The following is a 25,838-nucleotide window of genomic DNA, read 5'->3' on the forward strand; positions in this document are numbered from 1 at the left end:
AAAGCCGTAAATGCACGCGCCCCATTCCGAATTTGCCATTGAGGCTCGCAATATTGTCAAAAGATTTGATGGTGAGACCGCTGTCGATGGCATTGATCTGACGATCAAAAAAGGCAGCATCTTTGGCATATTGGGTCCCAACGGAGCGGGAAAGACGACAACATTGCGGATGCTGTTGGGAATCATCGATCCCGACGACGGCGAACGCTTCCTGCTTGGATCGCCGGAGCCGATCTCGAAGGCGCATCAGGTTGGCTATCTTCCGGAGGAACGCGGCCTCTATCCATCAATGAAGGCATATGATGCAATTGCGTTCATGGGCGCGCTACGCGGGCTACCGTTGGCCGAAGGCCGCAAACGCGGGCGCGCGATGATGAATGAGCATGGACTGGGCGATGCCGCTGACAAGCAGATTCGTCAGCTATCCAAAGGCATGGCTCAGACGGTGCAATTGCTCGGCACGCTGGTGCACGATCCCGATCTGATCATTCTCGACGAACCGTTTTCCGGTCTGGACGCGCTCAATCAGGGTAAATTGGAACGGCTGATCCGGGCGCAGGCCGACAAAGGTGTGACGATTATTTTTTCCACCCATGTGATCGCCCATGCCGAACGGCTATGCGAAGAGATCGCGATTATCGCCGACGGAAAAATCCCCTTCAAGGGAAAAGTGTCGACGGCGCGAGACCGTCTACGTCCTCAGGTGCATCTCGAAACTCGCGAACTCGAGGGCCCCTGGCGCTCCGCGATTCCCGCAGACTGCGAACCGCTCGGCCACAACTGGCACTTTACCTTACCGGAGAGCGGAGTCGAGCGCTTGCTGCATACTCTGGTAGAAGGTGGCGCGGGCATTGAATCTCTGTCGATCGAGCGCCCTGGTCTGCACGACGCCTTTGTCCATATTGCCGGCGAGGCAACGGCCAGAAAAATGGAAAAATACGCAGAGACCGATAATCCGGGAGAAGCGCCATGATTGAGACCATTCGCGCGGCCTATGTCATCGCCCGCCGTGACTTCACCGCGATCATCTTCTCCAAATCTTTCTTCTTCTTTTTGCTGGGACCGCTGTTTCCGATCGGCATTGCTGTTTTGGCCGGGGGCTTGGGACAGCAAGTCTCCCGGGACATCGACAATCCCGTCATTGGCGTCGCCATGAACGCCGAGGAAACGAATATCCTGCTCGCCACACGGTTGCGGCTCTCCCAGAGCCTCAGTTCAAAATCCATTCCGGAACTGGTCAGACTGAAAGACTTTTCCGGACGAGAAACGGATATCGCTTCCACACTGGATAGTGACAAATCACTGACCGCCGTTCTCTCCGGCACACTGGCGGCACCCGTGCTGACCGGTTCAAAAGGAGATGTTAAGCGATGGCAGGGCCAAATCGCCCTGCTTGCCGAAGTCGCCCTTGCGCAATCTGCGGCGGTCAACATCGAAACACGCTTTGTCGGGCAGACCCGAAGCGCCAGCAAACGAAATCAGCTCCTCACGGCACAGGCAGGTCAGGCAATACTGATCCTGCTGACAATGATATTGGCGGGAATGGTACTTTCCAATCTGGTCGAAGAGAAAACCAACAAAATCATCGAAATTCTCGCGGCGGCGATCCCGATGGATTCGATTTTCCTCGGCAAACTATTCGCGATGCTGGGAATGGCGCTTGTCGGCATCGCAGTGTGGAGCACGGCGGCATTCGCGGTAGCATATTCGCTTGGCGGAAACTGGAATGCCCTGCCCTCCCCTGCCGTCGGCTGGCCGATATTCGGACTGTTGATGCTCTTATATTTTTCGATGGCCTATTTGCTTCTGGGCTCTCTTTTTCTCGGAATCGGAGCGATGGCAACGACCGTACGAGAAGTACAGACACTGTCGATGCCGGTAACTATGGGACAATTGCTTGTCTTTTTTCTCGCTTATTCCTCCATTACCAAGCTGGGGGAACCGATTGAATGGTTCACTGTCCTCTTTCCTTTTAGTTCTCCTTTTGCGATGATCGCGCGCGCTGCCCAAATGGAAAATATCTGGCAGCACGGTCTGGCGCTGGTCTGGCAGGGGCTTTTCACCCTGATCATCATCCGCTTTTCGGTAATGCTATTCCGTCGCAACGTGATGAAATCCGGACAGGTCGCCCGCAAGAAAGGCCTTTTCGCCAGAGTCACAGGCAAATAATCTTTGGATTTTCGGCATTTGCCGAAAAGTCATTGACATTACTGTCAATAGAGGCAGATTGAACGAGTTTTGAAACGCAACCGATTGCTGGCACGAGCAACGGCAGGAGAGAATTATGGCTTCCGTTCCCCAAATTGACCTTGATAATCTGACCACTTCTCCAACCGCCGACGAGGCACTGGAAGATTGGTACAAACGCAACCCGCCGATCACCGACCAGGACCCCAATCCCTGGGATGTGAGTCGGGCAGAATTGTACAGCAAGGATTTGTGGCGCAAACCGTTTGCGGAAATGCGGGAGCAGGCACCGATCAATAAGATCGAAGGGGGCGTCCACGGCGATTTCTGGAATATCACCACGTACAAACCGATCCAGCATGTCGAAGCCCTGCCCGATATTTACTCATCCGACGTATCTCACGGCGGCATCACTATTGCTGAACCGGACTTCGATGACTCTGATTTTCAGTTGCCGATGTTCATTGCCATGGATCGCCCAAAACATACTGGCCAGCGTCGCACAGTTGCCCCGGCCTTCACGCCGACCGAGATGAAACGGATGGAAGCCGAAATTCGTCAGCGTACAGCCGAAGTACTGGACAGCTTACCGTGGGACGAGAAATTCGATTGGGTCGACAAAGTATCGATTGAGTTGACAACAGGCATGCTGGCCATTCTTTTCGGCTTCCCTTGGGAAGACCGCCGGCTTCTGACTTACTGGTCGGACTGGGCCGGCGATGTCGAGTTGGCAGTTGCCGAAGATCTTACCGAGCAGCGGCGACAAGTCCTCTACGAAATGGGTGCCTATTTCACAAAACTCTGGAATGAACGGGTGAACGCCGAACCGACACCGGATCTGATTTCGATGATGATTCATTCGGAGCATATGCGCGATATGGATCCAATGGAATTCATGGGCAATCTGGTACTCCTCATAGTCGGTGGTAACGACACCACACGCAACACCATGTCGGGCGTGGCGTTTGGGCTGAGCCAGTTTCCCGAAGAGCGGGCCAAGCTGCAGCAGAATCCGGATCTCATTCCCAATGCGGTGCAGGAAATCATCCGCTGGCAAACCCCGCTCGCCCACATGCGGCGCACCGCTCTGGAAGATCATGACCTGTTCGGCAACCAGATCAAGAAGGGTGACAAGGTCGTCCTCTGGTATATCTCTGCCAACCGCGATGAGGATGTTTTTCCCGAAGCCGACAAGATCATTGTCGACCGCGAAAATGCGCGGCGTCACCTTGCCTTCGGCTACGGCATCCACCGCTGCGTCGGAGCCCGTCTGGCCGAATTGCAAATCCGGATTTTGCTCGAAGAAATGCACAAACGCCGGATGCAGGTTAACCCCACCGGTAAACATCGCCGGGTCCACGCCTGTTTCGTTCACGGCTTTCGCGAACTGGAAGTCGAGCTTTCGAAATATTGATCAGTTTCCGTTCAGCCGACGGCCTGTAACCTTTTTGACACCCGCCCTGAATAGATCGGGAGCGTTGAAAAGGATGGCATATGAAACCGCTAAATCGGCGTACCGTCATATCCGGCACACTGGTGGCCACCGCAGCCTATGGAGTTGCCAGCCTTTCCGGTCTGTTCGACAGTGCGGTGGCGCGGTCGGGAGGTCCGTTCACAGTCAACCGAACTGCGGATGAGTGGAAGCGACGGCTGGGTGCTGCCAGATACCATATCCTGCGCCTTGCAGGCACCGAGCGCGCCTATTCCAGCCCGCTCAATGCCGAGAAACGCACGGGCGTCTTCGCATGCGCCGGGTGTAATCTGGGCCTATATAAATCAAATACCAAATATGATAGCGGCACCGGCTGGCCCAGCTTTTGGGCTCCGATAGCGCCGAACCGCATCGGTACGGCAAAAGATTATAAACTCGGCTATGCACGGACCGAAGTTCATTGCGCGCGCTGCGGTGGACATCTCGGGCATATTTTCAACGATGGGCCGCGACCGACCGGCAAGAGACATTGCATCAACGGTCTTGCGCTGAAATTCATTCCCGCCTGAACCGGCTGTTCAAATTTCCGGCGCTTCAATCTGCTGCCAGAATTCGAGTTTTATGCCATCGCAATCTAGAATCCAGGCAAATTTGCCATATCCTTCGTTGACCTGCCCGAGAATTTCGAGCCCCTTGTCTTTCAGTTGTTCGACATAGGCATCCAAATCATCAACCCGCAAATTGATCATGAACTTCGCTTCGCTGGGTTCCAGATATTCACTATCTTCGGGAAAATGGCTGATGAGACTATATGGCTTTTCCGCTTTTTCATCGGACCAGTTTAGCATTGGTCCATATTCGCCATCCAGGTCCAGATAGTCCCGGTACCATTTGCGTGTTGCTGCGGGATCCTTCACCATATGAAAAACCCCACCGAGGCCAGTGACCCTTGCCATTTTGATCTCCGTGTTTTTGGTTATTGTGCGACTTGGGTCAAAACATAACATGTTTTACATGGCGTTAAGCAACTCTTTTGAAGGCATTCGCCAGAGTTTCAGGCCACTGTCCCGAAAATGGACAGGTTGGAGCCAAGCCGGGTTATAGCCGTTGGCAAGCTGCGCCCATAACCCGTCGGGATGTGTTCGGGCATAGCTGTCGAGCTCTGCTTCGGCATCGCAAGCAACAATGAAGCGGATATTGTGCATGTCCAGAAGTCGACGGGCTACATCCGGTGCGGACGTGAAAATACGTATCTGGTCGCTCATCGCCTTGTCATTACGGTGGTGGCTGGTGGCAAGCACATTATGCGGAGTGAGCAACAATATGCGTGGTCCGAAATCAAATGGAGCGACAATATTGGAGCGCGGTAGTGCATTGAGCTGCGCCAGCGAATCATCATCTCCGCAAGAAGCGCCGTCAGCCATTTTTTCCGGTATTTGGTCGTCTGCGGCCACAAGATTGAACAGCCCAATGGCCAGCGGCCCGGGGAGGACAAGACACACAACCGCTGCGGTGGCAAGTATACGCGATACCGGATATTTCAAACTGCGCGCCTTCACAAAGGCCTGGTGCACGGCCCAGGCCATGAATGGCAACGCAAAGGCTGCCGCTACGGCTGTCGCGCGCTGGACGAACAGGGATAGCACCAGCGCCCAGAGGAAAGCATAGCCGAGGACAAATAATTTGCTGCGGTCAATCCCGTCAGGTCGGACACGCCAGATATAAATCAAGCTGCCCAGCCCAACGACAATTGATCCGCCGAGCAATGTAACGACAGTCTTCCACTTCTGATACCAGATGGGCAGGCCTTCCAAAACATTGACCAGCCAATATTCGCGGACCAGCGGATCCATGGTGGTAAACGCACCGCCAACACATTGGGGAGCATGGGTATGAAATAGGGCTAGTGCCGTACCCCCAGCGACAACCACGCTCGCGATACGCAGCGCGATGCTCGGCGGCAGAAATTTGATCGCCGGCAAAATGATCGCCGCACCCGCCGCGCATGCCATTAGATGCGCAGGAGATAGCGCGTCGCAATAGTTTATCAAAATGTCAAAGCCACCGTGCGCGGCAAGATATAAGATGAAACTGGAGAGCAGAAAGGAAAGCAGCGTCCAGAACAGGCGGACGCCCTCTGCAGTCTGGAACAGCCACCGCAGTGTCAATAGTATAACGAAGGCCACCGACAGCGGCAGGCCTTCCAGAGAGATCGACAACCAGAACGCGAGCGTAGCGCCGAGAGCCAAACCACCCTTGCGCTTGTCTGGCCAGAAAATCGTCCACAATGCGGTGAGCGCAAGAACAATCTGCCAGCCATGATGGTCCACCCGCATCGGACGGATTTGGGCAACAACCGCCACCGCAGTGGCCGTCAGTGCGGCCGCCAGAAGCGCGATCTTCCGATCAAAAACCTGTTCGCTGATTTTCGCAACCAGCCACATCGCGATGCCAAGAGTGAGCAACGGCACGATCACCATCGCCGCGGTTTCTGCCGCCGCCACACCGAATATGGGCTTCAGGAACAGCACCACCGCCGCAAGCGGAAGCTCGATCCAGCGCGGCCAGTGCATCGGCTGGCTATCCGGTTCGCCGACCCGATATTGGGTCGTGTCAAACCAGCTTTGCCCACCAAGCCAATCGCGCAGTTGCACCATGCGCAGTTGATCGTCCGGATCCCAGCCGATACCCGTTACGATCTGCCCACGATTAACCAGAATGAGCACTGCGCAGACTCCGACCCAGATCAGCAGTAATGACAGGTTGCCGCGCAAACGTTCCAAAATCTTACCCTTCGGGCTGTGAGCTCTTGGCTTTCAGGTAAAGCCATGGAACCCGCTCCGGGTCAAATTGTGAGCGGTGATGGCGATCAAAAAACGGCGGCATATGGTCACCGACCAGCAATATGTCTGCCTCCGGAAAATCGCGCGCGGTAATTTCCTTGATCAGCGCCTTGTCGATATCGTCAAATATAGCGAACTGACGACAGATCATCGGATAGTCCCGGGCCAGTTCGATCGATATTTTTTCGCAATTTTCGGCATTGAGGTTCTGCTCGGTCGGCACCGGCAAATGGGTGTTCAGGGTCAGCCAATATTGGAAAGTCGGTTGCTTCGCCCGTTTCAGGTTTTCGGCCAGCATTGCGGGCACCTGCCGGTCACAGGCTCCGGCAAATACGCCGCCGCACCATTCTGCGCCGCGCTTTTCCAGATCGGCCGCAAATTCGCGCGTCTGGAAGCCGATTTTGGGATACCAGGTTTCCCGCTTGAAAAAGGGACCCTTGAAACTGTGCATGGCCTGCGTCTTATAACCCTTGCCAGCGAGCTGAGCGGGCAGACAATTCAATATCTGAGGATCATCAGTTGCGAGCAATTCATAATAATCGCCCCAACGGCCGCAGAGTTCTCGCATTTCGCCGGACGTGGTGCTATTATAATATAGGCTGGTCCCCTGGTTGACCTCGTAGCGGGCGTTGACGGCGCTATTGTTATAATAGACAAACAGCTTGTCTGACATTGCCTGGTTATTTTTTGGCACGCCGAGCGATTCAACCATGATCAGCACCAGATGGCGTTTGCCATTCGCCCGCGTGGCAAAACCGGATTTGCCAACCGCCGATTCAAAAAATGCTCCTGCGGGTGCCGGTCTGAAATAATGCCCGCGCATCCCCTCGCCGACGGCGGAATCCGCGCCGACCAGCCCGAAAACCAGCGCGCCGCCGAGCAGGATATGGAGCGGCCTGGAGAAGTTCGCATCGCGCTCGAGCAGGAACCAGCTGCCGACCAGAATCCCGGCGATCACTGCCGCTGCGGCAATATATTCAATCGAATTGCCGGGCTTGATCTCGGCGAAAAATTGGAGCGAATATAGCAAGGAATCCAGCGTCAGGCTGAACAGTCCCGAGACGAAGGACAGCAAGGAATAGATCATCACTGCAACAAAGGCGACCCATTGCACCGCCCGCGGCATGCGCTTGACGATCAGGCCGACGAGACCGGCCAGCGCAATCGGCATGGCGCGGGGCGGTGCACCGACCATCCACATCGCCATGAACGGGATATTCGCCAGAACAATCCAGACCAGCGCCCAGTTCAGAAATTTCCTGAAATCGGGGCTGAAACGCGGCCTGGTCTCCTGCGCTTCGATGGTCATATCCATATAGCTCACCGGAAAACTCCATATTTACGGGTGAGATATACGGCGAAGAAACTGACGGCGACCGCTGCTGCTTTGGCCATGACCGGCAAGACGCCTGCGGCGACAAGCCAGCTTACCATGGTGACCGTAATACCGAGCCCCAACATGGCGGTGGCGATGAAGCCGATGCGCTGCAATTGCAGCGCCGCACCATCGCGCGCCTTGCCGGGGAAAACGAAATTCGAAGAAATCAGCCAGTGGACAAGGATGCCGGCGCTATAGCCAGCCGCCGACGCCCATCCCGCATCAATCATCAGCGCAACCAGGACCATGAACAACGCCACATCAAAGGCGAGGCTGACAACGCTCGCCAGCAAATAGCGGGTAATTGAAAATCGGTTGAGCATCGCTAACGGACCCGGCAGATTGCCTGCAAGGCCATCAATGACCGATCCTCTGCCTGCACCAGTACGAGCCATGATAATCTAAGCCGCTTTCCGCGCTTTGTCTTTACCGGTTTCCTCGATCCTGGTGGGTACATCGCGGATGCTTTCGAGAGCGGCGGCACGGTCCTCGCTGATTTCGTCGGCAATCACCCGTTGCGCACCCTCGTCGCCCGCTTCGTGATATTCGGCGTCTTCGTTGACGTTCCAGACATTCCATTTGCGGGTGCCGACTTCGATATTTTCCACCGTCAGCATCGCGGTCATCATCGCGTGATCCTGATTATTGTATCGATGCATGCCGTTACGACCGACCATGTGCAGCGTCGGGAATCGGTTTTCCAGATCGTCGCGCATAGTAGTGACATTTTCTTCGTAGCTGTCGTCATAGACCGGATAGGCCTTCTCCTGCCGCACAACCGCGCCGCCGACAACATCTTCGGGTTTGCACAGACCGAGGATTGCCATTTCCTTTTTGGCAAGCTCGATCAGGTCTTCGTCTGACGAGGACCACAGACCGTCATTCTCAAAACAGAAATATTCCAGACCGACGCAGGCGATATTCTCGTCCGGCACCATCTCTGGCGACCAGCTGCGGAAATTCTGCACCCGGCCAACCTGAACGCGATCATCATGAATATAAATCCAGTTGTCAGGGAACAGATCGTCCGACTTGACCATGATCGCCACGGTCAGAAAGTCGCGATAGTTCAGTTCCTGTGCCTCCGGCAGGGATTGTGGCAGCGGATGGATTCGGGTCGCAAGTTCGCGCATCGGTGCACTCGAAATCACATGTTTCGCGGTGATGATGGTTTCTCCCTTGGCGCTCGTCGCGCTCATCCGCCAGTTTCCGTCGGCATCCTGGGCAAGCTGTTTTAGACTATGTCCCATCAGCACTTCATTGCCCTTGGCTTCAACATGGGCTTTGGCGGCATCCCACATCATGCCAGGACCAAGGCGGGGATAGCGGAAGGTTTCGAGCAGGGTTTTCACCTCCTGTCCGTCATTGGGTTTCTTGTTGAGGCCCAGCGAGCGCTTCAGGCCGTCGGTCACCGCGTTCCAAAGGCTCAGCCCCTTGATCCGCTGCGCCGCCCAGTCCGCCGACATTTCGTCGCAGGGCATGCCCCAGACCTTCTCGGTATAGGTTTTGAAGAAAATTGAATAGAGCTTGTAGCCGAACTGGTTGACGGTCCAGTCTTCGAAGCTCTTCACGTTCCTGTTCGGGAACAGTTTCGCCTTGGCATAGCTTGCCATGCACAGCGTCGAGCGCCAGATGCCGAGATTCCACAACGCTTCAAAGGCGCGCAGCGGATAGCTGTAGAATTTTCCTTCATAATAGATGCGGCTCATCCGGGGGCGCTGGATGAAGTCGTCGGGCAGGATTTCATTCCACAGATCGACCACTTCCTGCGACTTGGAAAAAAAGCGATGCCCGCCAATATCAAAACGAAAGCCCTCATGCTCCACCGTCCGGCTGATCCCGCCAACATATTTGGGATCTTTCTCGATCACCTTGACCGAATAGCCTTTCTTGGAAAGAAGATAAGCGGCGGTCAGGCCGGCCGGCCCCGCGCCAACAATTGCCACATCGACCGGCGAATTTTCGGGCGTTCCCTGTCTGGTCATAAAGTCCGTTCCCTGTTCATGATATACGCAAATCGGCGTGGTTCATGTTTCAAAAACCGGAGTGAACGAAATTGGTTAGCAGACGGTTAACAGGGCCGTAAAATCGAATGATATTGCGCGCTTCCGGCAATTGATGATAGTTTACCAGTCATGCGGCAACCCAAGATAATCACTACAGTCCGCGACTATTCCCTCTCCCTGTTCCTGTCGGATCTGGTGGCCGGGATCACGGTTGCCATGGTCGCTCTGCCGCTCAGCATAGCGATAGCGATCGCCTCCGGAGCCGATCCCGCGAAAGGCATTGTCACCGCCATTATCGGCGGTTTTTTTGTCTCACTGCTTGGCGGCAGCCGCGTGCAGATCGGCGGCCCCACGGGGGCATTCATCGTTGTTGTGTTCGGGGTGATTGCCGATCATGGCTATGACGGGCTGATACTGGCCACAATGATGGCCGGCATCATCTTGCTGATCGCCGGCTATTTCCGGCTAGGCGGCCTTATTTCCTATGTTCCGGAAGCAGTCATCAGCGGTTTTACCATTGGCATCGCAGTGATCATCGCGGCGAGCCAGATCAATGACTTCCTTGGTCTGTCGCTCAGCAATATTCCGGCAGATTTTGTCGAGAAAATTGCCTTTCTCTGGGAAGGCCGGGCCGGGCTCAACAGCGCGGCGCTATTCATCGCGCTGGTCACCCTGGTGCTGATCACGGCCCTGCGCCGGTTGTTTCCCAGATTTCCCGGCCTGATCATCGCCGTCGCCATCGGTTCGGCGCTGGTATCGGGCCTGGGATTATCAGCGGATACAATCGGTTCGCGTTTCGGGGAACTGCCCAACCATCTGCCCGCCATTGCGCTGCCGCAAATCTCCGTCGACCGGCTGGTCGAACTCTTGCCATCTGCCCTGGTAATTGCCTTTCTGGCGGGTGTGGAATCGCTGCTGTCCGCCATCGTCGCCGACCGCATGATCAAGGGCCAGCATCGCCCCAATGCGGAAGTCAGTGCCCAGGGCGCCGCCAATATCGCGTCGGCTTTATTCGGTGGCCTGCCTGTCACCGGCGCGATTGCCCGGACCGCGACCAATATCAACGCGGGCGGAAAAACGCCGGTGGCCGGGATTATCCATGCTATTGTGATTTTGATCATATTGATCGTGGCCGCGCCACTGGCGGGCTATCTGGCGATGCCGGCGCTCGCGGCCCTGCTGATGATCACTGCCTGGAACATGAGCGAGCCGCATAAGTGGCGAAACCATCTCACACTGCCCCATGCGGAAAAATTCCTGCTGGTCACAACCTTTGTTCTGACCGTGGTGGCCGATTTGACGGTTGCAATCGGTGTAGGCGTGGCGATCGGGCTGGCGCTCAGGCTGCGCGATAGCAATCAGTCGCCCGACGAGTGGGATCAGCCGGAGCGTTAGGCCGCTCGAAACGGTGACCGGAAATATGCGCGGCCGTCATTGGTCGCTGATCGGTGGAACCGGCTGAGGCGGAGCGTCCGTATCGACCTCGTGCACCTCGATATGGCCGCGCCCGACATGGCTCTTTCTGTGACCATAAGCATAGTAGAGCAGCAGCCCGACCCCGCCCCAGATCGGCAGCACCATTTTCGCCTCGAAGGGCAGATTGTAGAACAGCCCGAGACAGCCCACAATCGCCAGCGGTGCTACCACCCAGACCAGAGGCGTGCGGAACGGACGATGGCGGTCCGGATCGGTGCGGCGCAGGATCAGCACTGCCACCGCAACCATCAGAAAGGCGAACAAAGTCCCTGAATTGGAAATATCTGCCAGCTTCCCGACCGGCAGGAAGGCCGCAAATATCGATACCGCCACACCGGTTATGACGGTCACGACATGGGGCGTTTTCCATTTCGGGTGAATGGCGGCAAGCTTTTCGGGCAACAGGCCATCGCGCGCCATCACGAAGAAGATCCGGGTCTGGCCGAACAGCATGATCAGGATCACAGAGGGCAGCGCCAGAAATGCGGCCAGGCCAATTGCATTGCCAAATGCCGGGTAGCCAATGGTTCGCAGCACGAAGGCCAGGGCTTCGTGGCTACACACCAGAGGTTCGTGGCCGGCTGTCAGCAAGGCCTGACATTGCGCGGCAAATGCGGTGCTGCCCGGCGCCAGCACATTGCCGGCGGCGTCAACAATCGGCTGCGCGCCGACCGTACCGATCGCGCCGGCCGCGACCAGCAGATAGAAGACCGTACAGATAGCCAGACTGCCGATCAGCCCGATGGGCACGTTGCGCTGCGGGTTCTTGGTCTCCTCCGCTGCGGTCGACACCGCATCGAAGCCGACATAGGCGAAAAAGATCGAGGCCGCGGCACCGACCGCCCCAAAACCGCGGCTTTCTCCAAACCAGCCATTGGGCAGAAACGGATCGAAATTCTGCCCCTTCATCATCGGCAGGGTCAGGACAATGAAAATGGTCAGCGCGGTGACCTTGATCGCGACCAGCACCGCGTTGACCTTGGCGCTTTCGCTGGTGCCGATCATCAACAGGAATGTGACGAGCAGCGCAATCACCAGCGCCGGCAGGTTGATCAGCCCGCCCGGCGCATAGCTGCCAATGGTCAGCGCGGTCGGCAAATGGATTCCGGCATTGGCCAGCAGGCCGACAAAATAGCCCGACCAGCCGACCGAAACCGCGCTCGCCGCTACCGCATATTCCAGGATCAGCGCCCAGCCGACCATCCACGCCAGCAATTCCCCCATCACCGCATAGGTATAAGTATAAGCAGAACCCGATACCGGCACCATCGAGGCCAGTTCCGAATAGCAGAGCGCGGCAACCGCGCAGACCAGCCCGGCGATCACAAAGCTCCACATCATGCCGGGGCCCGCCTTCTGCGCCGCCTCCGACGTCAGCACGAAAATTCCGGTACCGATGATCGCGCCGACGCCCAATAAGGTAAGCTGAACGGGACCGAGCGTGCGGGTTAGCGCCTTTTTCTCTGCGGTAGCGAGGATGGCGTCGAGGGGTTTGATACGTCCGAAAAGATTGAAGGGCATGCAGCGGTCCTGTCCCGAAAATATGCGGATGGATTACGCCGATTTTTGCAATGCGCAAGAGGGATTCGTTGGGGTGTTCCTTCTCCCATAAGGGAGAGGGGAGAACGGGCCCTTCCAAAATCTAAGTCGTCATCCTGAACTCGTTTCAGGACCACGGGAGCGTGTCACGCCTTTGCCGTTCTGGATGCTGAAAGAAGTTCAGCATGACGAAATCATTCGCCGGGAAAGCGTGCGTCAGCAGAATCATTTTCCAGATCCCCCGGCAACACCGGCTCGCTCAACAAACGCTCCATCGCCTTCCACCGCCACAGCGGCGCGTCGCCTTGCGCTTCGATCCAGTCGCGGACCATTTCCATGCCAAGACCATAGTTGATCACATAGCTGCGATATTGCTCGTTGAAGTCGGTCATCTGCTCGGCCCGTTCGCGGGAGACCAACTGATATTTCTGGTTGAGCGCGATTGCTTCCTCGCGGGTGATTTCGCCATCGAGATATTGCTGCGCTATCGTCATCCGCGCGCCGCTGAGCGCCTGCTTGGCGATCTGCAGCGCCCAGTAGGCGGCCGCCGTGTCGGGATCGAGGCCGGCGAGCGGATAAAGCACGTCGCGCTCGTAATCCAGCCGTTCCTGCCCGCTGAACGCCAGCTCAATGCCGTAATTGGCCGACCCCTCGGCGATCAGGCTCTGCGGGCTGTAGAGCGGATAGACCGAAAACTCCTGCCAGCCGCGGCCATGGGTCAGATTCTGCTCGAGCAGCATGTTATAGACATGATGGCCCGGATAGCCCTCGTGACAACCGAGATCGACGGCACGACCGATGAAAATCGGCAGGTCGGTGTTGACCTGGATCAGGCTCTGATACTGGCCCTGATAATAATTATAACCGCTCCAGCTTTTGCCGGTGACAAATTCCAGCCGGAAATTCTCGCCCGCGGGCAGGTCGAAATATTGCGCGGTCCGCGCCTTGCATTCGGCAATCGCGGTGTCGAACACGGCCTGTAACCGGTCCTTCGGGATGATATAGCCCTTTTCAAACGCCGCCACCCGTTCGCTGAGCGGGCCTTCACCGGGAGCGATATTTTCAATCTCCTCGAGCACCGGATCAAATTCTTCGAGCGGCCTGGGTTCCGGTGTCACCCCGAACAATCCCCTCGCTTCCCTGGCAAAGGGAAAGGTCTCGCCCTGGATCATCGCATGACGGGTCACGGCGGCTTCTAATTGGGCGGACAGAAAGCGCTTGCGCGCCTCAACCAGCGGATCGTTACTCTTCGGCAACGCGTCCAGCCGCTGCATCAGATCGCCAATCGCCTTGCCGAGTTCGTGCATGTCGCGCGGATCCGATTTCGCTGCCTCTGCCCATTCCGGCGGCCCGTAATAAGCATCGACATAGCCGGCTTCCCGTTCGCCCAGGGCAAGCGTCAGCTTTACATAATCAGTCGCAATGGAACCGAGCTCGTTCGATGCTTTCGGCCCGGCCGTATCGGTGATGACCGGCGGCGTTGCGGGTCCGGTTGCCGCTGCAGAGGCGGAAATCGTCAGACAGGCAGCAGCAACGAACCCGAATGGCTTCACAGGGCGTCTTTCAGTTTTGCCACTTGCGCATCGGGCAACGCATCAAGCAGTTCCTCGGCTTCTTCCTTGTCGAGCGATTTCAAATGTTTGTCCTGCGGTGCGAAACGCAATATGCAATAGCCGACAATGGCCGACAGCAAAGATCCGCCGAGCACACCGATTTTCGCCTCCTCGATCAGCAACGTATTGCCGGGAAAAGCCAGCGCGCCAATGAACAGGCTCATGGTGAAGCCGATGCCGCAGAGCATAGCGACGCCATAGACCTGCAGCCAGCTGGCCCCGCCCAGTCGTCCGGCAAAACCAGTCTTGACCGCGACCCAGACGCTGGCGAAAATGCCGATCTGCTTGCCGAAGAACAGGCCGGCGGCAATGCCGAGCGGAAGTGGTGCGAATATCTGGTCCATACCGAGGCCTTCGAGTGACACACCGGCGTTGGCGAAACCAAAAATCGGCACGATCAGGAACGCACTCCACGGCGCGATTGCATGTTCGAGGCGATGGACCGGTGAATTTTCGGCATCCGGTGATGTCGGCGTCACCACGATCGGTATGACCATAGCGGCCAGCACCCCGGCGATGGTTGCGTGTACGCCAGACATCAGCACGGCATACCAGAGCAGCCCCGCACCGATCAAATAGGGCCATAGCTTGAGTATGCCATTGCGGTTCATCGTGTACATGATCGCCAATATGGCCGCGCTGGCAAGCAGGGCGGCACCGTTGATTTCGGCGGTGTAGACCAGCGCGATAATCGCCACAGCACCCATGTCATCGACAATCGCGACGGTGACCAGAAACAGCTTGAGCGACGTCGGCGCGCGTGGACCAAGCAGCGCGAGCACGCCGATCGCAAAGGCAATATCGGTGGCAGCCGGAATCGCCCAGCCATTATACAGCGCCGGAACATCCTTGACGACGAACAGATAGATCAGCGCCGGAACGACCATGCCTGCAGCGGCCGCAACCACCGGCAATCGCCTTCTCTCCCAGGTGTTGAGCCTGCCATCGACAAATTCACGCTTGATTTCCAGCCCGACGAGCAGAAAGAATATCGCCATCAACCCGTCGTTGATCCACAAATGCGGCGTCATTGGCCCCAGTTTGCTGGACAGGGTAGGTCCCTTAATTTCGTGCAGGAAGTGATGATACATGTCGTATAGCGGGCTGTTCGCGACGACCATCGCCAGAGCGGCAGCGGCCATCAGCAGGATACCGCCCGCCGCTTCGCTCTTTAAAAAGTCGCGAAGCGCTGAATTTCTGCCGGAGCGTGGGACTTTTTCTTCTGCCATGGGGGCGCCTTTTTCGGAATTTCTATTTGGCAGAGTCATGCGCAGACCGGACCGCAAAATCAAGGCTTCTGTGAAGCGAATTTGGCGCTAGCCAATGATCCGATCGCGGACGTCGGCGACGATCGCATAGCTTTTCTCGCGCGCCGTCTGGTCGAAAATCGATCCGGAAATTATCAATTCGTCTGCACCGGTCCGCTCAACAAACCGTTCGATCGCCTGTTGCACCATGTCCGGCGAACCCACCGCACTGCCCTGCATCATCTTTTCGAGCATCGACTGGGCCTGGGCTGGCAGAGTCTCACGATAGGCTTCGACCGGTGGCGGCAGTTTTCCGGGATTTCCGGTGCGCAGCGCGACAAAGCTTTGCCACATCGAACTGGCCAGAAATTCCGCTTCCCTTTCGCTATCGGCGGCAAATATATTGAAGCCACACATGACATAGGGCTCTGCCAGCTGGTCGGACGGCTTGAAATCCCTGCGATATATGGCCAGCGCCTCATCAAGCATCTGCGGCGCGAAGTGTGAGGCGAACGCATAAGGGAGACCGAGCGCTGCGGCCAGCTGCGCGCCGAACAGGCTGCTGCCGAGAATATAGAGTGGGACTTTGGCCCCCTGCCCCGGTGTCGCCTGGACGCCGAGCCGCTCGTCGCCTGCGAGAAAGGCCTGCAATTCGAGTACATCACGCGGAAACTCGTTCGCATCGCTGTTAAGATTGCGGCGCAACGCCTGGGCCGTCCGCTGGTCCGATCCCGGCGCGCGCCCCAAACCAAGATCAACCCGTCCTGGAAATAGCGCCTCCAGCGTCCCGAATTGCTCGGCGATCACCATCGGCGCGTGATTGGGCAGCATGATCCCGCCTGCACCGATACGGATAGTGCTGGTTCCCTGTCCGATATGCGAAAGCGCCACCGCAGTTGCGGCACTGGCAATACCCTCCATGCCATGATGTTCAGCCATCCAGAACCGTTCATAACCGAGCGCCTCGCCATGCCGAGCGAGCGCCAGCGACCGATCGAGCGCGGTTCTCACATCGCTCCCCTGCGGTACCGGAGAAAGATCCAGAATCGAGAATTTCAATTTGTCCGACATTTTTCAGCGCTGCTCCTCAAACACCTACTGAGGCCTTTGTCTTTCATTAGCAACGGTCGGAATAAATAACTTCTGTTCGGATGGAAGAAACGTAAAATTAAGTAATTGATTGTAACATGGGAGGCAACGATTCGGAATATTCCAAGGCCTGAAGCGCCTAGAGAACATAGATAGAAGGGATCTACCTGTGCCGCCCCCAGTCAGCGTCCTGATCGCGATAGGCATCTATATGATTTTCTCCTTTTTGTTTGCGACTTTGCTTGTTCGCTTTTCCAGCCAATCGCGCCTATCAAGGATAATGCGGCGGCATTTTTACGTTTTTCCGTTCGTCCCGCCGGCGACAATTGCATTGCTTTTGGCAAAAACAGCTGGATGGGTGATAAAAATCCCTGGCCGTGCTTTGCGATTCTTGTTCGAGAAACTGTCCGGCAAAAAGACGTTACGCAAAATCAAACATTATAGTTATTTTTTCGGACGCTAAGGTGGCCAGAAGTGCGCCGCCTACCGAAATCAATTGGTCAGTTGACCCGCGACCTTTATCGCATATCCTTCCGGCACCTGGCGAAAACCCAACGTCGGAAGCAATAAAGTCCATGCGCGGTCGCTACCCGACAGGAACAGCCGCGCGGTGTAAAATCCATTGCCTTCGAGCTTCAGCGTAAGCTGTTCCATACCGGAACCGCTTTGCAGCGGCAGGACCAGCATGCCATCCTGACACTGGGCATTGCCGAGCAGCCCCTGCTTCAGGTTCAGCCCGGGGATATTGGCATCAAGCGAAACCCGCACCCGACCGCTGGCCGACTGGCAGCGGCCGCCGGCAAAGACGATATTGACCGACTGCAGGTCGATCGCCGACGCCGGCAGCGGTGCCAGTTGGCGACCCACGCTCAATATTGTGGTAACATCCTGCACCAGCAGGCTGTTGCCCGACTTGCCGACGGTCGCGACCAGCCCGGCATCCCCGGCGACCGGTGGCCGTTCCAGATCCATCAGGACCCGGCCGGTCAGCAGCGGCAACACCCGCACCCCGGCGTCAAGGTCGCCGAGCGGAAACGGCCCGAGCTGCGCGCCCTTGATCCGGCCATTCCAGACCGTTCCGCTGATCGCCTTGGCCGAAAATCGCGACCCTTCCAGCCCCGCCATGCCGACGGCCAGCCGCAGCGGCAGGAAGAAAAGCGCGACCGCAATCACCGCCAACAGAATCAATATATAGGTCAAAGCGCGTGGCACCTGCTTTCCTTCAAATCAGGGTTCGGGCGTAAATTGGTCGAAATAGGCGAAGATATCCGCTTCCTCCCGGCTGGCAGCATCGCGCCATTTCGGTGCCGACTTGCGGTTTAGCAAGTCCCCTTGCGGAGAAAGCACCAGCACGGTCGGCGTGCCTTGGATCGCCTTCAGGCCGAAGCGCTGCGCGATATCGATATTGCGATCCCTGTGCCCGACATCGACATAGACAATCTCATATTTGGCTGTGAGCATCTCGGCAAAGCGCGGCTGCGAAAACCAGCCGGCCAAACCGCGGCTGTCATGACACCAGTTCGCACCCAAGACGAGGATCACCCTTTTGTCTGCAATAAGAGCCCGGGCAAGCGCCAAATCGACCTCTGCCATCGCGTCCGCTGCGTCGTCAAACGGACGCGCTTCGGGATGTTCGGATTCGGCCTTCTCCGCCAGCACCGCAGGCGAGGGCAACACAACCAGTCCGGCGAGCAAAAACAGCAAGAATCTCATCCAGCGGCTATTACATTTCCAGCCGCGTGAGGGAACAGGCTTTTGTCCGAAGCGAAACTGCTTGGATAATATCTCAAGCCGCCTCGCTAACCCCCGCCTCAATCTCCGCCGCCTTGGCCTCGACCAGTTTCACGATATGATCGACCATATTCGCATCCCCGACATGGTGGTCGGTAACGCCGGAGAGATAGACCATATGCTTGCCCTTGCCGCCGCCGGTAATACCAATATCCGTTTCACGCGCTTCACCGGGTCCGTTGACGACGCAGCCGAGCACCGAGAGCGACAATGGCGTGCGGATATGCTGCAGCCGCTCCTCGAGCGTCTGCACCGTACGGATCACGTCGAAACCCTGCCGCGCGCAGCTCGGGCAACTGACCACCCGGACACCGCGCGTGCGCAGGCCGAGCGCCTTGAGCATTTCATAGCCGACGCGCACTTCTTCCTCGGGTTCCGCCGACAGGCTCACGCGGATCGTGTCGCCGATTCCGGCCCACAGCAGATTGCCCATGCCGATCGAGCTTTTCACCGTTCCGCCGATCAGGCCGCCCGCTTCGGTGATACCGAGGTGCAGCGGGCAATCGACTGCGTCGGCAAGCTGCGAATAAGCCGCGACAGCAAGAAACACGTCGGACGCCTTCACCGCCACCTTGAACTCGTGGAAATCATGGTCCTGCAAAATCTTGATATGGTCGAGCGCGCTCTCGACCAGTGCCTCGGGACAGGGTTCGCCATATTTTTCGAGCAGGTCCTTCTCCAGACTCCCCGCATTGACCCCGATACGGATTGCGCAGCCGTTGGCCTTGGCTGCATCGACCACTTCCTTAACCCGCTGGGACGACCCGATATTGCCCGGATTGATCCGCAGACAGGCCGCGCCCGCCTCCGCCGCCTCGATGCCGCGCTTGTAATGGAAATGGATATCCGCGACGATGGGGACATTGCTGGCGCGGACAATCTGCTTCAGCGCCGTCGTACTCTCGACATCCGGACAGGAAACGCGGATGATATCGACCCCGGCCTCTTCGCATCGGCGGATCTGGTCAATCGTTGCCTTGGCGTCTGAAGTCAGGGTGTTGGTCATCGTCTGCACGGTAATCGGCGCATCACCACCGACCGGCACGTCGCCGACCATGATCTGGCGGGATTTGCGCCGCTCGATGTCGCGCCAGGGTCGCAGCGACGGATTTTCAGAAGTCATATCTTTGCTCTTGTCAGAAGGGCCGGTTTGCCGGACATATAGGCTGTTCGCGAAGAAATGATAAGAGCCAATCGGGAGAGACGTTTGATGATCCGGAAATTGCTGAGCCTGTTTGGCTCGACTATATTGCTTTCCACCATGGCCACAGCGGCAGGCGCACAGGATATGATGGATGAAGATGCCCGCTGGTCGATCGCCATTCACGGCGGCGCCGGTACGATCAATCGTGACAAGATCACGCCCGAACAGGACCAGGCGATCCGTGCAGCACTGAGCGAAGCGCTCGAAGCCGGCTCCAAAGTCCTGAAAGACGGCGGCAGCGCGATGGACGCGATCACTGCCACCATCATCATTCTGGAAAACGACCCCCATTTCAACGCCGGCAAGGGCGCCGTGTTCACTTGGGACAAGACCAACGAGCTCGACAGCAGCATCATGGATGGCAGCGACCTGTCGGCGGGCGCGGTCGCCGGGATCAACGGTACCAAAAACCCGATCTTGCTCGCCCGCGCAGTCAAGGACAACAGCCCGCACGTGATGCTGTCGGGCGAAGGCGCGAACCAGTTCAGCCGCGAACAGGGGCTCGAACAGGTGACGCCCGACTATTACGCCACGCCTTACCGGCTGAAACAGATCGAGGACCTGCTCGCCAGAAAGGTCAGCGCCGCCGATGTCGACTATAAGTTTGGCACAGTTGGCGCCGTCGCCATGGACAAAGATGGCCATATGGCGGCCGGCACCTCGACCGGCGGCATGACCGGCAAGCGCTGGGGCCGGATCGGCGACAGTCCGGTGATCGGCGCGGGAACCTATGCCGACGATCGCAGCTGCGCGATTTCGGCGACCGGATCGGGCGAATATTTCATCCGCCTCGGCGTCGCCCACGAAATCTGCGCCCGCATCCGGATGCGCTGGCCGATTGCCATCGCGGAAGCACAACTGGCCGTGCCGAAGGATGAGGAAGGAAACTACACCTACGCCGTTCATGCCAGCGAATTCATGCTGTCGGACGAGGAAATCCAGCAGATCGCCGATGATGTGATAGCGGAACTTGGCGAGCTGGGCGGCGATGGCGGCATCATCTATGCGACGCCTTGGGGACAGGCAGGCTATAGTTTCAACACCCCGGGCATGTATCGCGGACGGGCGACCAGTAACGGGGAGATGGCTGTGGCGATTTACGGGGATGAGGAGTGAAATTCCCGCTTCCCCTTTCTTAACCACTTGGTTAACCCGGTCTCATGACATGGAAACCTGAACTCGAAGAACTCGCCGAGCGCCAGCGGCTCGCCGAAAAAATGGGCGGGGAAGAAAAAGTCTCTCGCCAGCACGGCCGCGGCAAGCTCGATGCGCGGGCGCGGATTGCCGGCATTGTCGATGAAGGCAGTTTCCGCGAGATCGGCAAAATTGCCGGGCGCGGGACCTATGCCGAGGATGGCACGTTCGAGGATTTTGCGCCAAGCAACTTGATTTTTGGCCGGGCCAATATCGAGGGCCGCCCGGTGGTGGCGTCTGCGGATGACTTCACCGTGCGCGGCGGGGCTGCCGATGCGGCGCTGCACCGGAAATTCACGCAGTGCGAAAAAATGGCACATACACTGGGCATTCCGATGATCCGTATGATCGACGGCACTGGCGGCGGTGGCTCGGTTAAGAGTCTTGAGGATATGGGCTTCACCTATGTACCGGCCGTTCCCGGCTGGGAAGATATCATCAGGAACCAGGATACGGTGCCGGTCGTCGCCTTGGCTTTGGGCCCGACCGCGGGCATGGGCGCAGCGCGCACCGTCGCCAGCCATTATTCGATCATGGTGAAGGGCCTTTCGCAGATATTTGCCGCCGGTCCGGCAGTGGCCGCAGCAATCGGCGATGACCTCAGCAAGGAACAGCTCGGCGGTTCCAATATCCACACCACCAATGGTGTTGTGGACGAGGAGGTGTCCAGCGAAGCCGAAGCCTTTGTCACCGCCCGCAAATTCCTGTCCTATCTGCCGAGCAATGTGAACCAGCTGGCCGCGCGCACGCGCAATATCGATCCCGTCGACCGCCGCGAGGAAAGCCTGCTCTCCGCCGTCCCGCGGGAGGACAAGCAAGTCTATTCGATGCGCAAGATCATGACATCGGTGTTTGATGAAGGCAGCGTGTTCGAAATGGGCAAACGCTGGGGCCGGGCCGCGATCACCGCCTTTGCCCGTCTCGACGGCTGGCCGGTAGCCGTGCTTGCCAATGATCCGTCCTTCCTGGGCGGTTCCTGGGAAGCCAAATCGTCGGAAAAGGTGGAACGCTTCGCCAAGCTGGCCGAGCAATTCCATTTGCCGGTCGTCCATCTGGTCGACAATCCCGGCTTCATGATCGGCGGCGAGGCCGAGCGCACCGGCACCATCCGTTACGGCGTGCAGGCGATGAACGCCGTCTATAAAGCGACCGTGCCCTGGGCCAGCGTCATCGTCCGCCGCGCCTATGGCATCGCCGGCAGCGCGATGAGCAATGCCGAAAATTTCCAATATCGCTTCGCCTGGCCTTCGGGCGACTGGGGTTCGCTGCCGATCGCCGGTGGTCTTGAGGTCGCCTATAAAAGCGATATCGAAAGCGCCGAGGATCCGGCTGCGCGGCTTGCCGAGATCAAGGCCAAGCTCGACAAGGTCACTTCCCCGTTCCGCACAGCCGAGCAATTCAGCGTCGAGGATATTATAGACCCGCGCGACACGCGGCCGCTATTATGTGAATTTGCCGATCTGGCGTGGCGAAAATTGGGTGCCAATTGACCGTTTTCGTCAAACTGTAATGAAACATGCCCAATTATCGACCATGATAAAATTCTGGATCGCCGCCTTTCTCGTTCTGCTTCCCACTCCAGCCCTCGCCTGGGGGGAATATGCCCATCGCACCATCGCTGACATAGCCGAAGCCAATCTGGATCCGGTGACAAAGACGCGGATGAACCAGCTGTTTCGCTCGGCGAAATTGCTCGGCACCCCGCAGTGCGATTTGAGCAATATCGGCGATGCCAGCGTCTGGCCCGACTGTATTCGTCGCGACCGGCTGCGCTGGGGTTATACCGGGCCCTGGCATTATCAGAATGTCGATATCTGCAAGCCCTTTGATCTCAAAAGCGCCTGCGCCAACGGCAATTGCGTATCCGCGCAAATCGACCGCAATGCCGCGCTACTGGCCGACAAGAGCCTGCCCGCTCATATCCGGCTCGAAGCCCTCACCTTTCTGGTCCATTTTGTCGGCGACATGCATATGCCGCTGCACAGCGGCGACCGCTCCGACCGTGGCGGCAATGATGTCAGCGCCGCCTATGGCATTATCGAAGGCCGGATGAATCTCCACTGGCTGTGGGACGGTCCCTTGGCCGAACGGGCAATCAGCGACGGACCAGATATGGTCAGACGATATAATGCGACAGAAAAGACGGCTCTGGTAACTGGCACCACCGCAGACTGGGCGATGGAGGCGTGGGAGGTTTCCCGCAACCACAGCTACCGGACCGCCGAAGATGCGCCATCATGCGGGCCGGCCATGAAACAGCGTGCAATGATCGATAATATAGAAATTCCGGCACTCGTCCCGGTCGCCCGCCTGCAGGTCAAGCGCGCCGGGCTCCGTCTGGCCCATCTGCTGGACGCCGCGCTCCGCTAATCCCGACGGTCAAGATTTCGGCCAAAATAGCATGTAAATTTGTGAATTATTTGCCGCCAAAATCAAACATTTGATCAATATTGTGTTACTGATCACTCAGAAATGGCGATTATCTCCTATCGATTTCCCACGACTGGAATATCATTTCATCTATCATAAGGAACGGTTCATCGTTGATTCAGCAACGAAATGGCATTTGGTTCGCAGTAAGTTTGGCACAAGATAGAAAGAAGGACGAAGCGATGTACTTGTCACCCAGATCATTCATCAACGAGCCTGCTCAAGCCTTGGCCGAACAGGGGCAAAACCGGGGCTATCAACCACTCTATCATCTCGATATCGTCAACCGCTGCCCCGGCTGCGGAAAATCGCACTGGCATGTCGGCCGGATCAGCGCCGAATGCGCGCATTGTGAGACCGCTCTGCCGCTGGCGATGGTTGCCAGCCAGCCAATGCAGCCGCGCTTCACTGAACATTTCAGCAAGACGGCGATGGCAGCCTGAAATTCCGGCGTCTGTTCAGGCTTGCGATATAATAATTTTACGGTCATTCTCGGTCCCCAGAAAAAGGGGAACGCGCATGACATCCGATATCAAATATCCATCCATTGATCGCCGTCAGGCTCTGCGCGGAGCAGCCATGGCCGGGGCCGGGGCCATGTTTCTTTCGCCCGCAATATCTTTAGCCGCAAACAGCGACATGAGCGCCATACGCAAGGCTGCGGAAGCGGGGCGCGAGGCATCAGTCCGGCGGATTCAGGACTGGATCAAAATCCCCTCAATCGCTGCGGAAGACCGCAATATGGCAGAAGGAGCGGAATATATGGCCGCTCTAGCCAAGGACGCCGGATTCCAGCATGTCGAAATCGTTCCGACCGACGGGCATCCTGGCGTATTTGCCACGTTCGATGCGGGCGCAAAACGGACGCTCGGCATCTATTTCATGTATGACGTCAAACAATATGACCCGTCCGAATGGTCATCTCCCCCGCTGGCAGCGGCGATTGTCGACCGCCCCGGTTTCGGCAAAGCGATCATGGGACGCGGCGCGGTCAATCAGAAAGGACCGGAAGCAACCTTCTTGGCGGCACTGCATGCCATCCGCGCAGCGGGTCGCCAATTGCCGGTCAACATTGTCCTGATCTGCGAAGGGGAAGAGGAAATCGGATCACCCCATTTCAAACAGGTCGCGACCAAACCCAATGTGCTAGCCGCCCTCAAAAAATGTGAGGGCATATTCATTCCGGCCAGCTGGCAGGACAAGAATGGCAACGTAAGCGTCAACCTGGGTTCCAAAGGCCTGATTGAACTGGAGCTGGTCGCCAGTGGTGAGAAATGGGGCCGCGGGCCGAAGGGCGATATTCACAGCAGCCTGAAAGCGATGGTCGATAGCCCGAGCTGGCGGCTGGTGCAGGCGCTCCAGACGCTGGTGACCGCTGACGGGAACACGCCGGCCATAAAAGGATGGTTTGACAATGTCCGGCCGCTGACCGCTCGTGAAAAAGCCCTGATTGCAGAAACCGCGCGCAATTCAAACGAAGCCCAGCGCAAGGCGATTCTGGGTGTCGAACACTGGATTGATGACCTGCCCTTTGAGCAGGCACTGCAGCGGCTGGCCCAGGAGCCGACCGTCAACATCGAGGGGCTGGTTGCTGGCTATACCGGACCGGGCGGCAAGACCGTCCTGCCGGGGCGTGCCGTGGCCAAGCTCGATCTGCGCCTCGTCCCCAATCAGACCCGCGCCGAAGCCGAAACCAAATTGCGTGCGCATCTCGACGCCAACGGCTTTCCCGATATCGAGGTCAATGTCAGCGGCGGCTATGATCCAACCGAGACCGATGAGAATAGCCGGCTGATCCGCACCGAACTGGCGACTTATGAACGCGCGGGTATCGAGGCGACGCTCAATCCGCGCCTCGCCGGTTCCTGGCCGGGAGCGACCTTTACGAGCCCGCCGGTTTCGATCCCCGCCGGTCATTTCGGCATGGGACATGGGGCCGGAGCACATGCGCCGGACGAATATTATGTGATTGAATCGACCAATCCCAAGGTCGCCGGCCTGGTTGATGCGACCATGGGCTATGCCGATTTTCTCTACCAGCTGGCAGCGATCAAATAACCTGCAATATTCTCGTTAGTCCTGAGCCTGTCGAAGGATGCCTCGAGACTGAAGGCTTGGTTCGACAAGCTCACCACTAACGGATCCGGCCGACCCTCAGATGTCGCCGAATGGCTTCAGCGCTGCCGGAACGAAGATGTTCCCCCATTTCTGAAGGAAATGCCCCGTCTCTTCATCCGTTCAGATTGAACGAACACGGCGAAACCGTGATATTTTTGCATCAGAAGCAATATTGTTTCAACTAATCCGGCTTTCGATGGAACCACCGATGCCTCCGGACCGTTCACTCTATTCCTCGAAGGGTCGCTCTGTTTGTTTGGGCCATTCATCAAGGAAAAGCCCGCAAATATA

Annotated in this window: 22 protein-coding genes; 10 read left to right on the forward strand and 12 right to left on the reverse strand. The window is 57.5% G+C overall.

Annotated elements, in window-relative coordinates; all coding sequences use genetic code 11:
- Window positions 1-10: 10 nt before the first annotated feature.
- The 4 genes from ACN0WX_RS00595 to msrB all read left to right on the forward strand — a co-directional run bounded on the left by ACN0WX_RS00595 (window position 11) and on the right by msrB (window position 4,188).
- Window positions 11-973 (forward strand): ABC transporter ATP-binding protein, encoded by a 963-nt coding sequence (locus tag ACN0WX_RS00595; RefSeq protein ID WP_417620335.1) that lies wholly within the window; start codon window positions 11-13, stop codon window positions 971-973.
- Window positions 970-2,169, forward strand: coding sequence for an ABC transporter permease (locus ACN0WX_RS00600; protein WP_417620336.1), 1,200 nt, complete (start codon window positions 970-972; stop codon window positions 2,167-2,169). The genes ACN0WX_RS00595 and ACN0WX_RS00600 overlap by 4 nt, the downstream gene beginning before the upstream one ends.
- Before the next feature lie 115 nt (window positions 2,170-2,284).
- On the forward strand, window positions 2,285-3,601 hold the full coding sequence (locus ACN0WX_RS00605; protein ID WP_417620337.1) for a cytochrome P450: 1,317 nt from the start codon (window positions 2,285-2,287) through the stop codon (window positions 3,599-3,601).
- Between the two features lie 80 nt (window positions 3,602-3,681).
- On the forward strand, window positions 3,682-4,188 hold the full coding sequence (gene msrB / locus ACN0WX_RS00610; RefSeq protein ID WP_417620338.1) for a peptide-methionine (R)-S-oxide reductase MsrB: 507 nt from the start codon (window positions 3,682-3,684) through the stop codon (window positions 4,186-4,188).
- Between the two features lie 9 nt (window positions 4,189-4,197).
- Here msrB and ACN0WX_RS00615 read toward each other — a convergent pair whose 3' ends face one another.
- From ACN0WX_RS00615 to ACN0WX_RS00635, 5 genes are read right to left on the reverse strand one after another with little or no spacing between them, the layout of a single operon-like run.
- Window positions 4,198-4,575 (reverse strand): VOC family protein, encoded by a 378-nt coding sequence (locus ACN0WX_RS00615; RefSeq protein WP_417620339.1) that lies wholly within the window; start codon window positions 4,573-4,575, stop codon window positions 4,198-4,200.
- 54 nt (window positions 4,576-4,629) lie between these two features.
- Window positions 4,630-6,402: a hypothetical protein gene (locus tag ACN0WX_RS00620; protein WP_417620340.1), complete on the reverse strand. Its 1,773-nt coding sequence runs from the start codon at window positions 6,400-6,402 to the stop codon at window positions 4,630-4,632.
- Between the two features lie 4 nt (window positions 6,403-6,406).
- Window positions 6,407-7,777, reverse strand: a complete 1,371-nt coding sequence (locus ACN0WX_RS00625) for a sulfatase-like hydrolase/transferase (protein ID WP_417621177.1) — start codon at window positions 7,775-7,777, stop codon at window positions 6,407-6,409.
- Between the two features lie 5 nt (window positions 7,778-7,782).
- Entirely contained in the window at window positions 7,783-8,235 is a 453-nt protein-coding gene (locus tag ACN0WX_RS00630; protein ID WP_417620341.1) for a GtrA family protein, read from the reverse strand.
- Window positions 8,236-8,241: 6 nt separating this feature from the next.
- On the reverse strand, window positions 8,242-9,825 hold the full coding sequence (locus ACN0WX_RS00635) for an NAD(P)/FAD-dependent oxidoreductase (protein ID WP_417620342.1): 1,584 nt from the start codon (window positions 9,823-9,825) through the stop codon (window positions 8,242-8,244).
- Window positions 9,826-9,975: 150 nt separating this feature from the next.
- Here ACN0WX_RS00635 and ACN0WX_RS00640 point away from each other — a divergent pair, with 150 nt between their 5' ends.
- Complete coding sequence (locus ACN0WX_RS00640) at window positions 9,976-11,241, forward strand: SulP family inorganic anion transporter (protein ID WP_417620343.1); 1,266 nt, start codon at window positions 9,976-9,978, stop codon at window positions 11,239-11,241.
- Between the two features lie 36 nt (window positions 11,242-11,277).
- Here ACN0WX_RS00640 and ACN0WX_RS00645 read toward each other — a convergent pair whose 3' ends face one another.
- The 7 genes from ACN0WX_RS00645 to ispG form a co-directional block, all read right to left on the reverse strand.
- Window positions 11,278-12,843, reverse strand: a complete 1,566-nt coding sequence (locus ACN0WX_RS00645; protein ID WP_417620344.1) for an amino acid permease — start codon at window positions 12,841-12,843, stop codon at window positions 11,278-11,280.
- A gap of 212 nt (window positions 12,844-13,055) precedes the next feature.
- A complete protein-coding gene (locus ACN0WX_RS00650) occupies window positions 13,056-14,414 on the reverse strand; it encodes a hypothetical protein (RefSeq protein WP_417620345.1) in 1,359 nt (452 codons plus the stop codon).
- Complete coding sequence (gene nhaA / locus ACN0WX_RS00655) at window positions 14,411-15,703, reverse strand: Na+/H+ antiporter NhaA (protein WP_417620346.1); 1,293 nt, start codon at window positions 15,701-15,703, stop codon at window positions 14,411-14,413. The genes ACN0WX_RS00650 and nhaA overlap by 4 nt, the downstream gene beginning before the upstream one ends.
- Window positions 15,704-15,790: 87 nt before the next feature.
- Window positions 15,791-16,792: an LLM class flavin-dependent oxidoreductase gene (locus ACN0WX_RS00660; protein ID WP_417620347.1), complete on the reverse strand. Its 1,002-nt coding sequence runs from the start codon at window positions 16,790-16,792 to the stop codon at window positions 15,791-15,793.
- Window positions 16,793-17,302: 510 nt separating this feature from the next.
- On the reverse strand, window positions 17,303-18,022 hold the full coding sequence (gspN, locus tag ACN0WX_RS00665; RefSeq protein ID WP_417620348.1) for a type II secretion system protein N: 720 nt from the start codon (window positions 18,020-18,022) through the stop codon (window positions 17,303-17,305).
- 15 nt (window positions 18,023-18,037) lie between these two features.
- Window positions 18,038-18,523, reverse strand: a complete 486-nt coding sequence (locus tag ACN0WX_RS00670) for a thioredoxin family protein (RefSeq protein WP_417620349.1) — start codon at window positions 18,521-18,523, stop codon at window positions 18,038-18,040.
- A gap of 73 nt (window positions 18,524-18,596) precedes the next feature.
- Window positions 18,597-19,724: a flavodoxin-dependent (E)-4-hydroxy-3-methylbut-2-enyl-diphosphate synthase gene (ispG, locus tag ACN0WX_RS00675; protein ID WP_417620350.1), complete on the reverse strand. Its 1,128-nt coding sequence runs from the start codon at window positions 19,722-19,724 to the stop codon at window positions 18,597-18,599.
- A gap of 87 nt (window positions 19,725-19,811) precedes the next feature.
- Here ispG and ACN0WX_RS00680 point away from each other — a divergent pair, with 87 nt between their 5' ends.
- The 5 genes from ACN0WX_RS00680 (at window position 19,812) to ACN0WX_RS00700 (ending at window position 25,487) form a co-directional block, all read left to right on the forward strand.
- Window positions 19,812-20,921 carry an isoaspartyl peptidase/L-asparaginase family protein gene (locus ACN0WX_RS00680; protein WP_417620351.1) on the forward strand — a complete coding sequence of 370 codons (1,110 nt, stop codon included), beginning with the start codon at window positions 19,812-19,814 and terminating at the stop codon, window positions 20,919-20,921.
- Window positions 20,922-20,965: 44 nt separating this feature from the next.
- On the forward strand, window positions 20,966-22,489 hold the full coding sequence (locus tag ACN0WX_RS00685) for an acyl-CoA carboxylase subunit beta (RefSeq protein ID WP_417620352.1): 1,524 nt from the start codon (window positions 20,966-20,968) through the stop codon (window positions 22,487-22,489).
- A 43-nt stretch (window positions 22,490-22,532) separates the two neighbouring features.
- A complete protein-coding gene (locus tag ACN0WX_RS00690) occupies window positions 22,533-23,369 on the forward strand; it encodes a S1/P1 nuclease (RefSeq protein ID WP_417620353.1) in 837 nt (278 codons plus the stop codon).
- A gap of 242 nt (window positions 23,370-23,611) precedes the next feature.
- Entirely contained in the window at window positions 23,612-23,872 is a 261-nt protein-coding gene (locus ACN0WX_RS00695; protein WP_417620354.1) for a hypothetical protein, read from the forward strand.
- Window positions 23,873-23,948: 76 nt separating this feature from the next.
- Window positions 23,949-25,487 (forward strand): M20/M25/M40 family metallo-hydrolase, encoded by a 1,539-nt coding sequence (locus tag ACN0WX_RS00700; RefSeq protein WP_417620355.1) that lies wholly within the window; start codon window positions 23,949-23,951, stop codon window positions 25,485-25,487.
- Window positions 25,488-25,838 lie beyond the last annotated feature (351 nt).

Origin of the sequence: Parasphingorhabdus sp. (assembly GCF_048269915.1) — a bacterium.
In the GTDB taxonomy this organism is placed as follows: domain Bacteria; phylum Pseudomonadota; class Alphaproteobacteria; order Sphingomonadales; family Sphingomonadaceae; genus Parasphingorhabdus.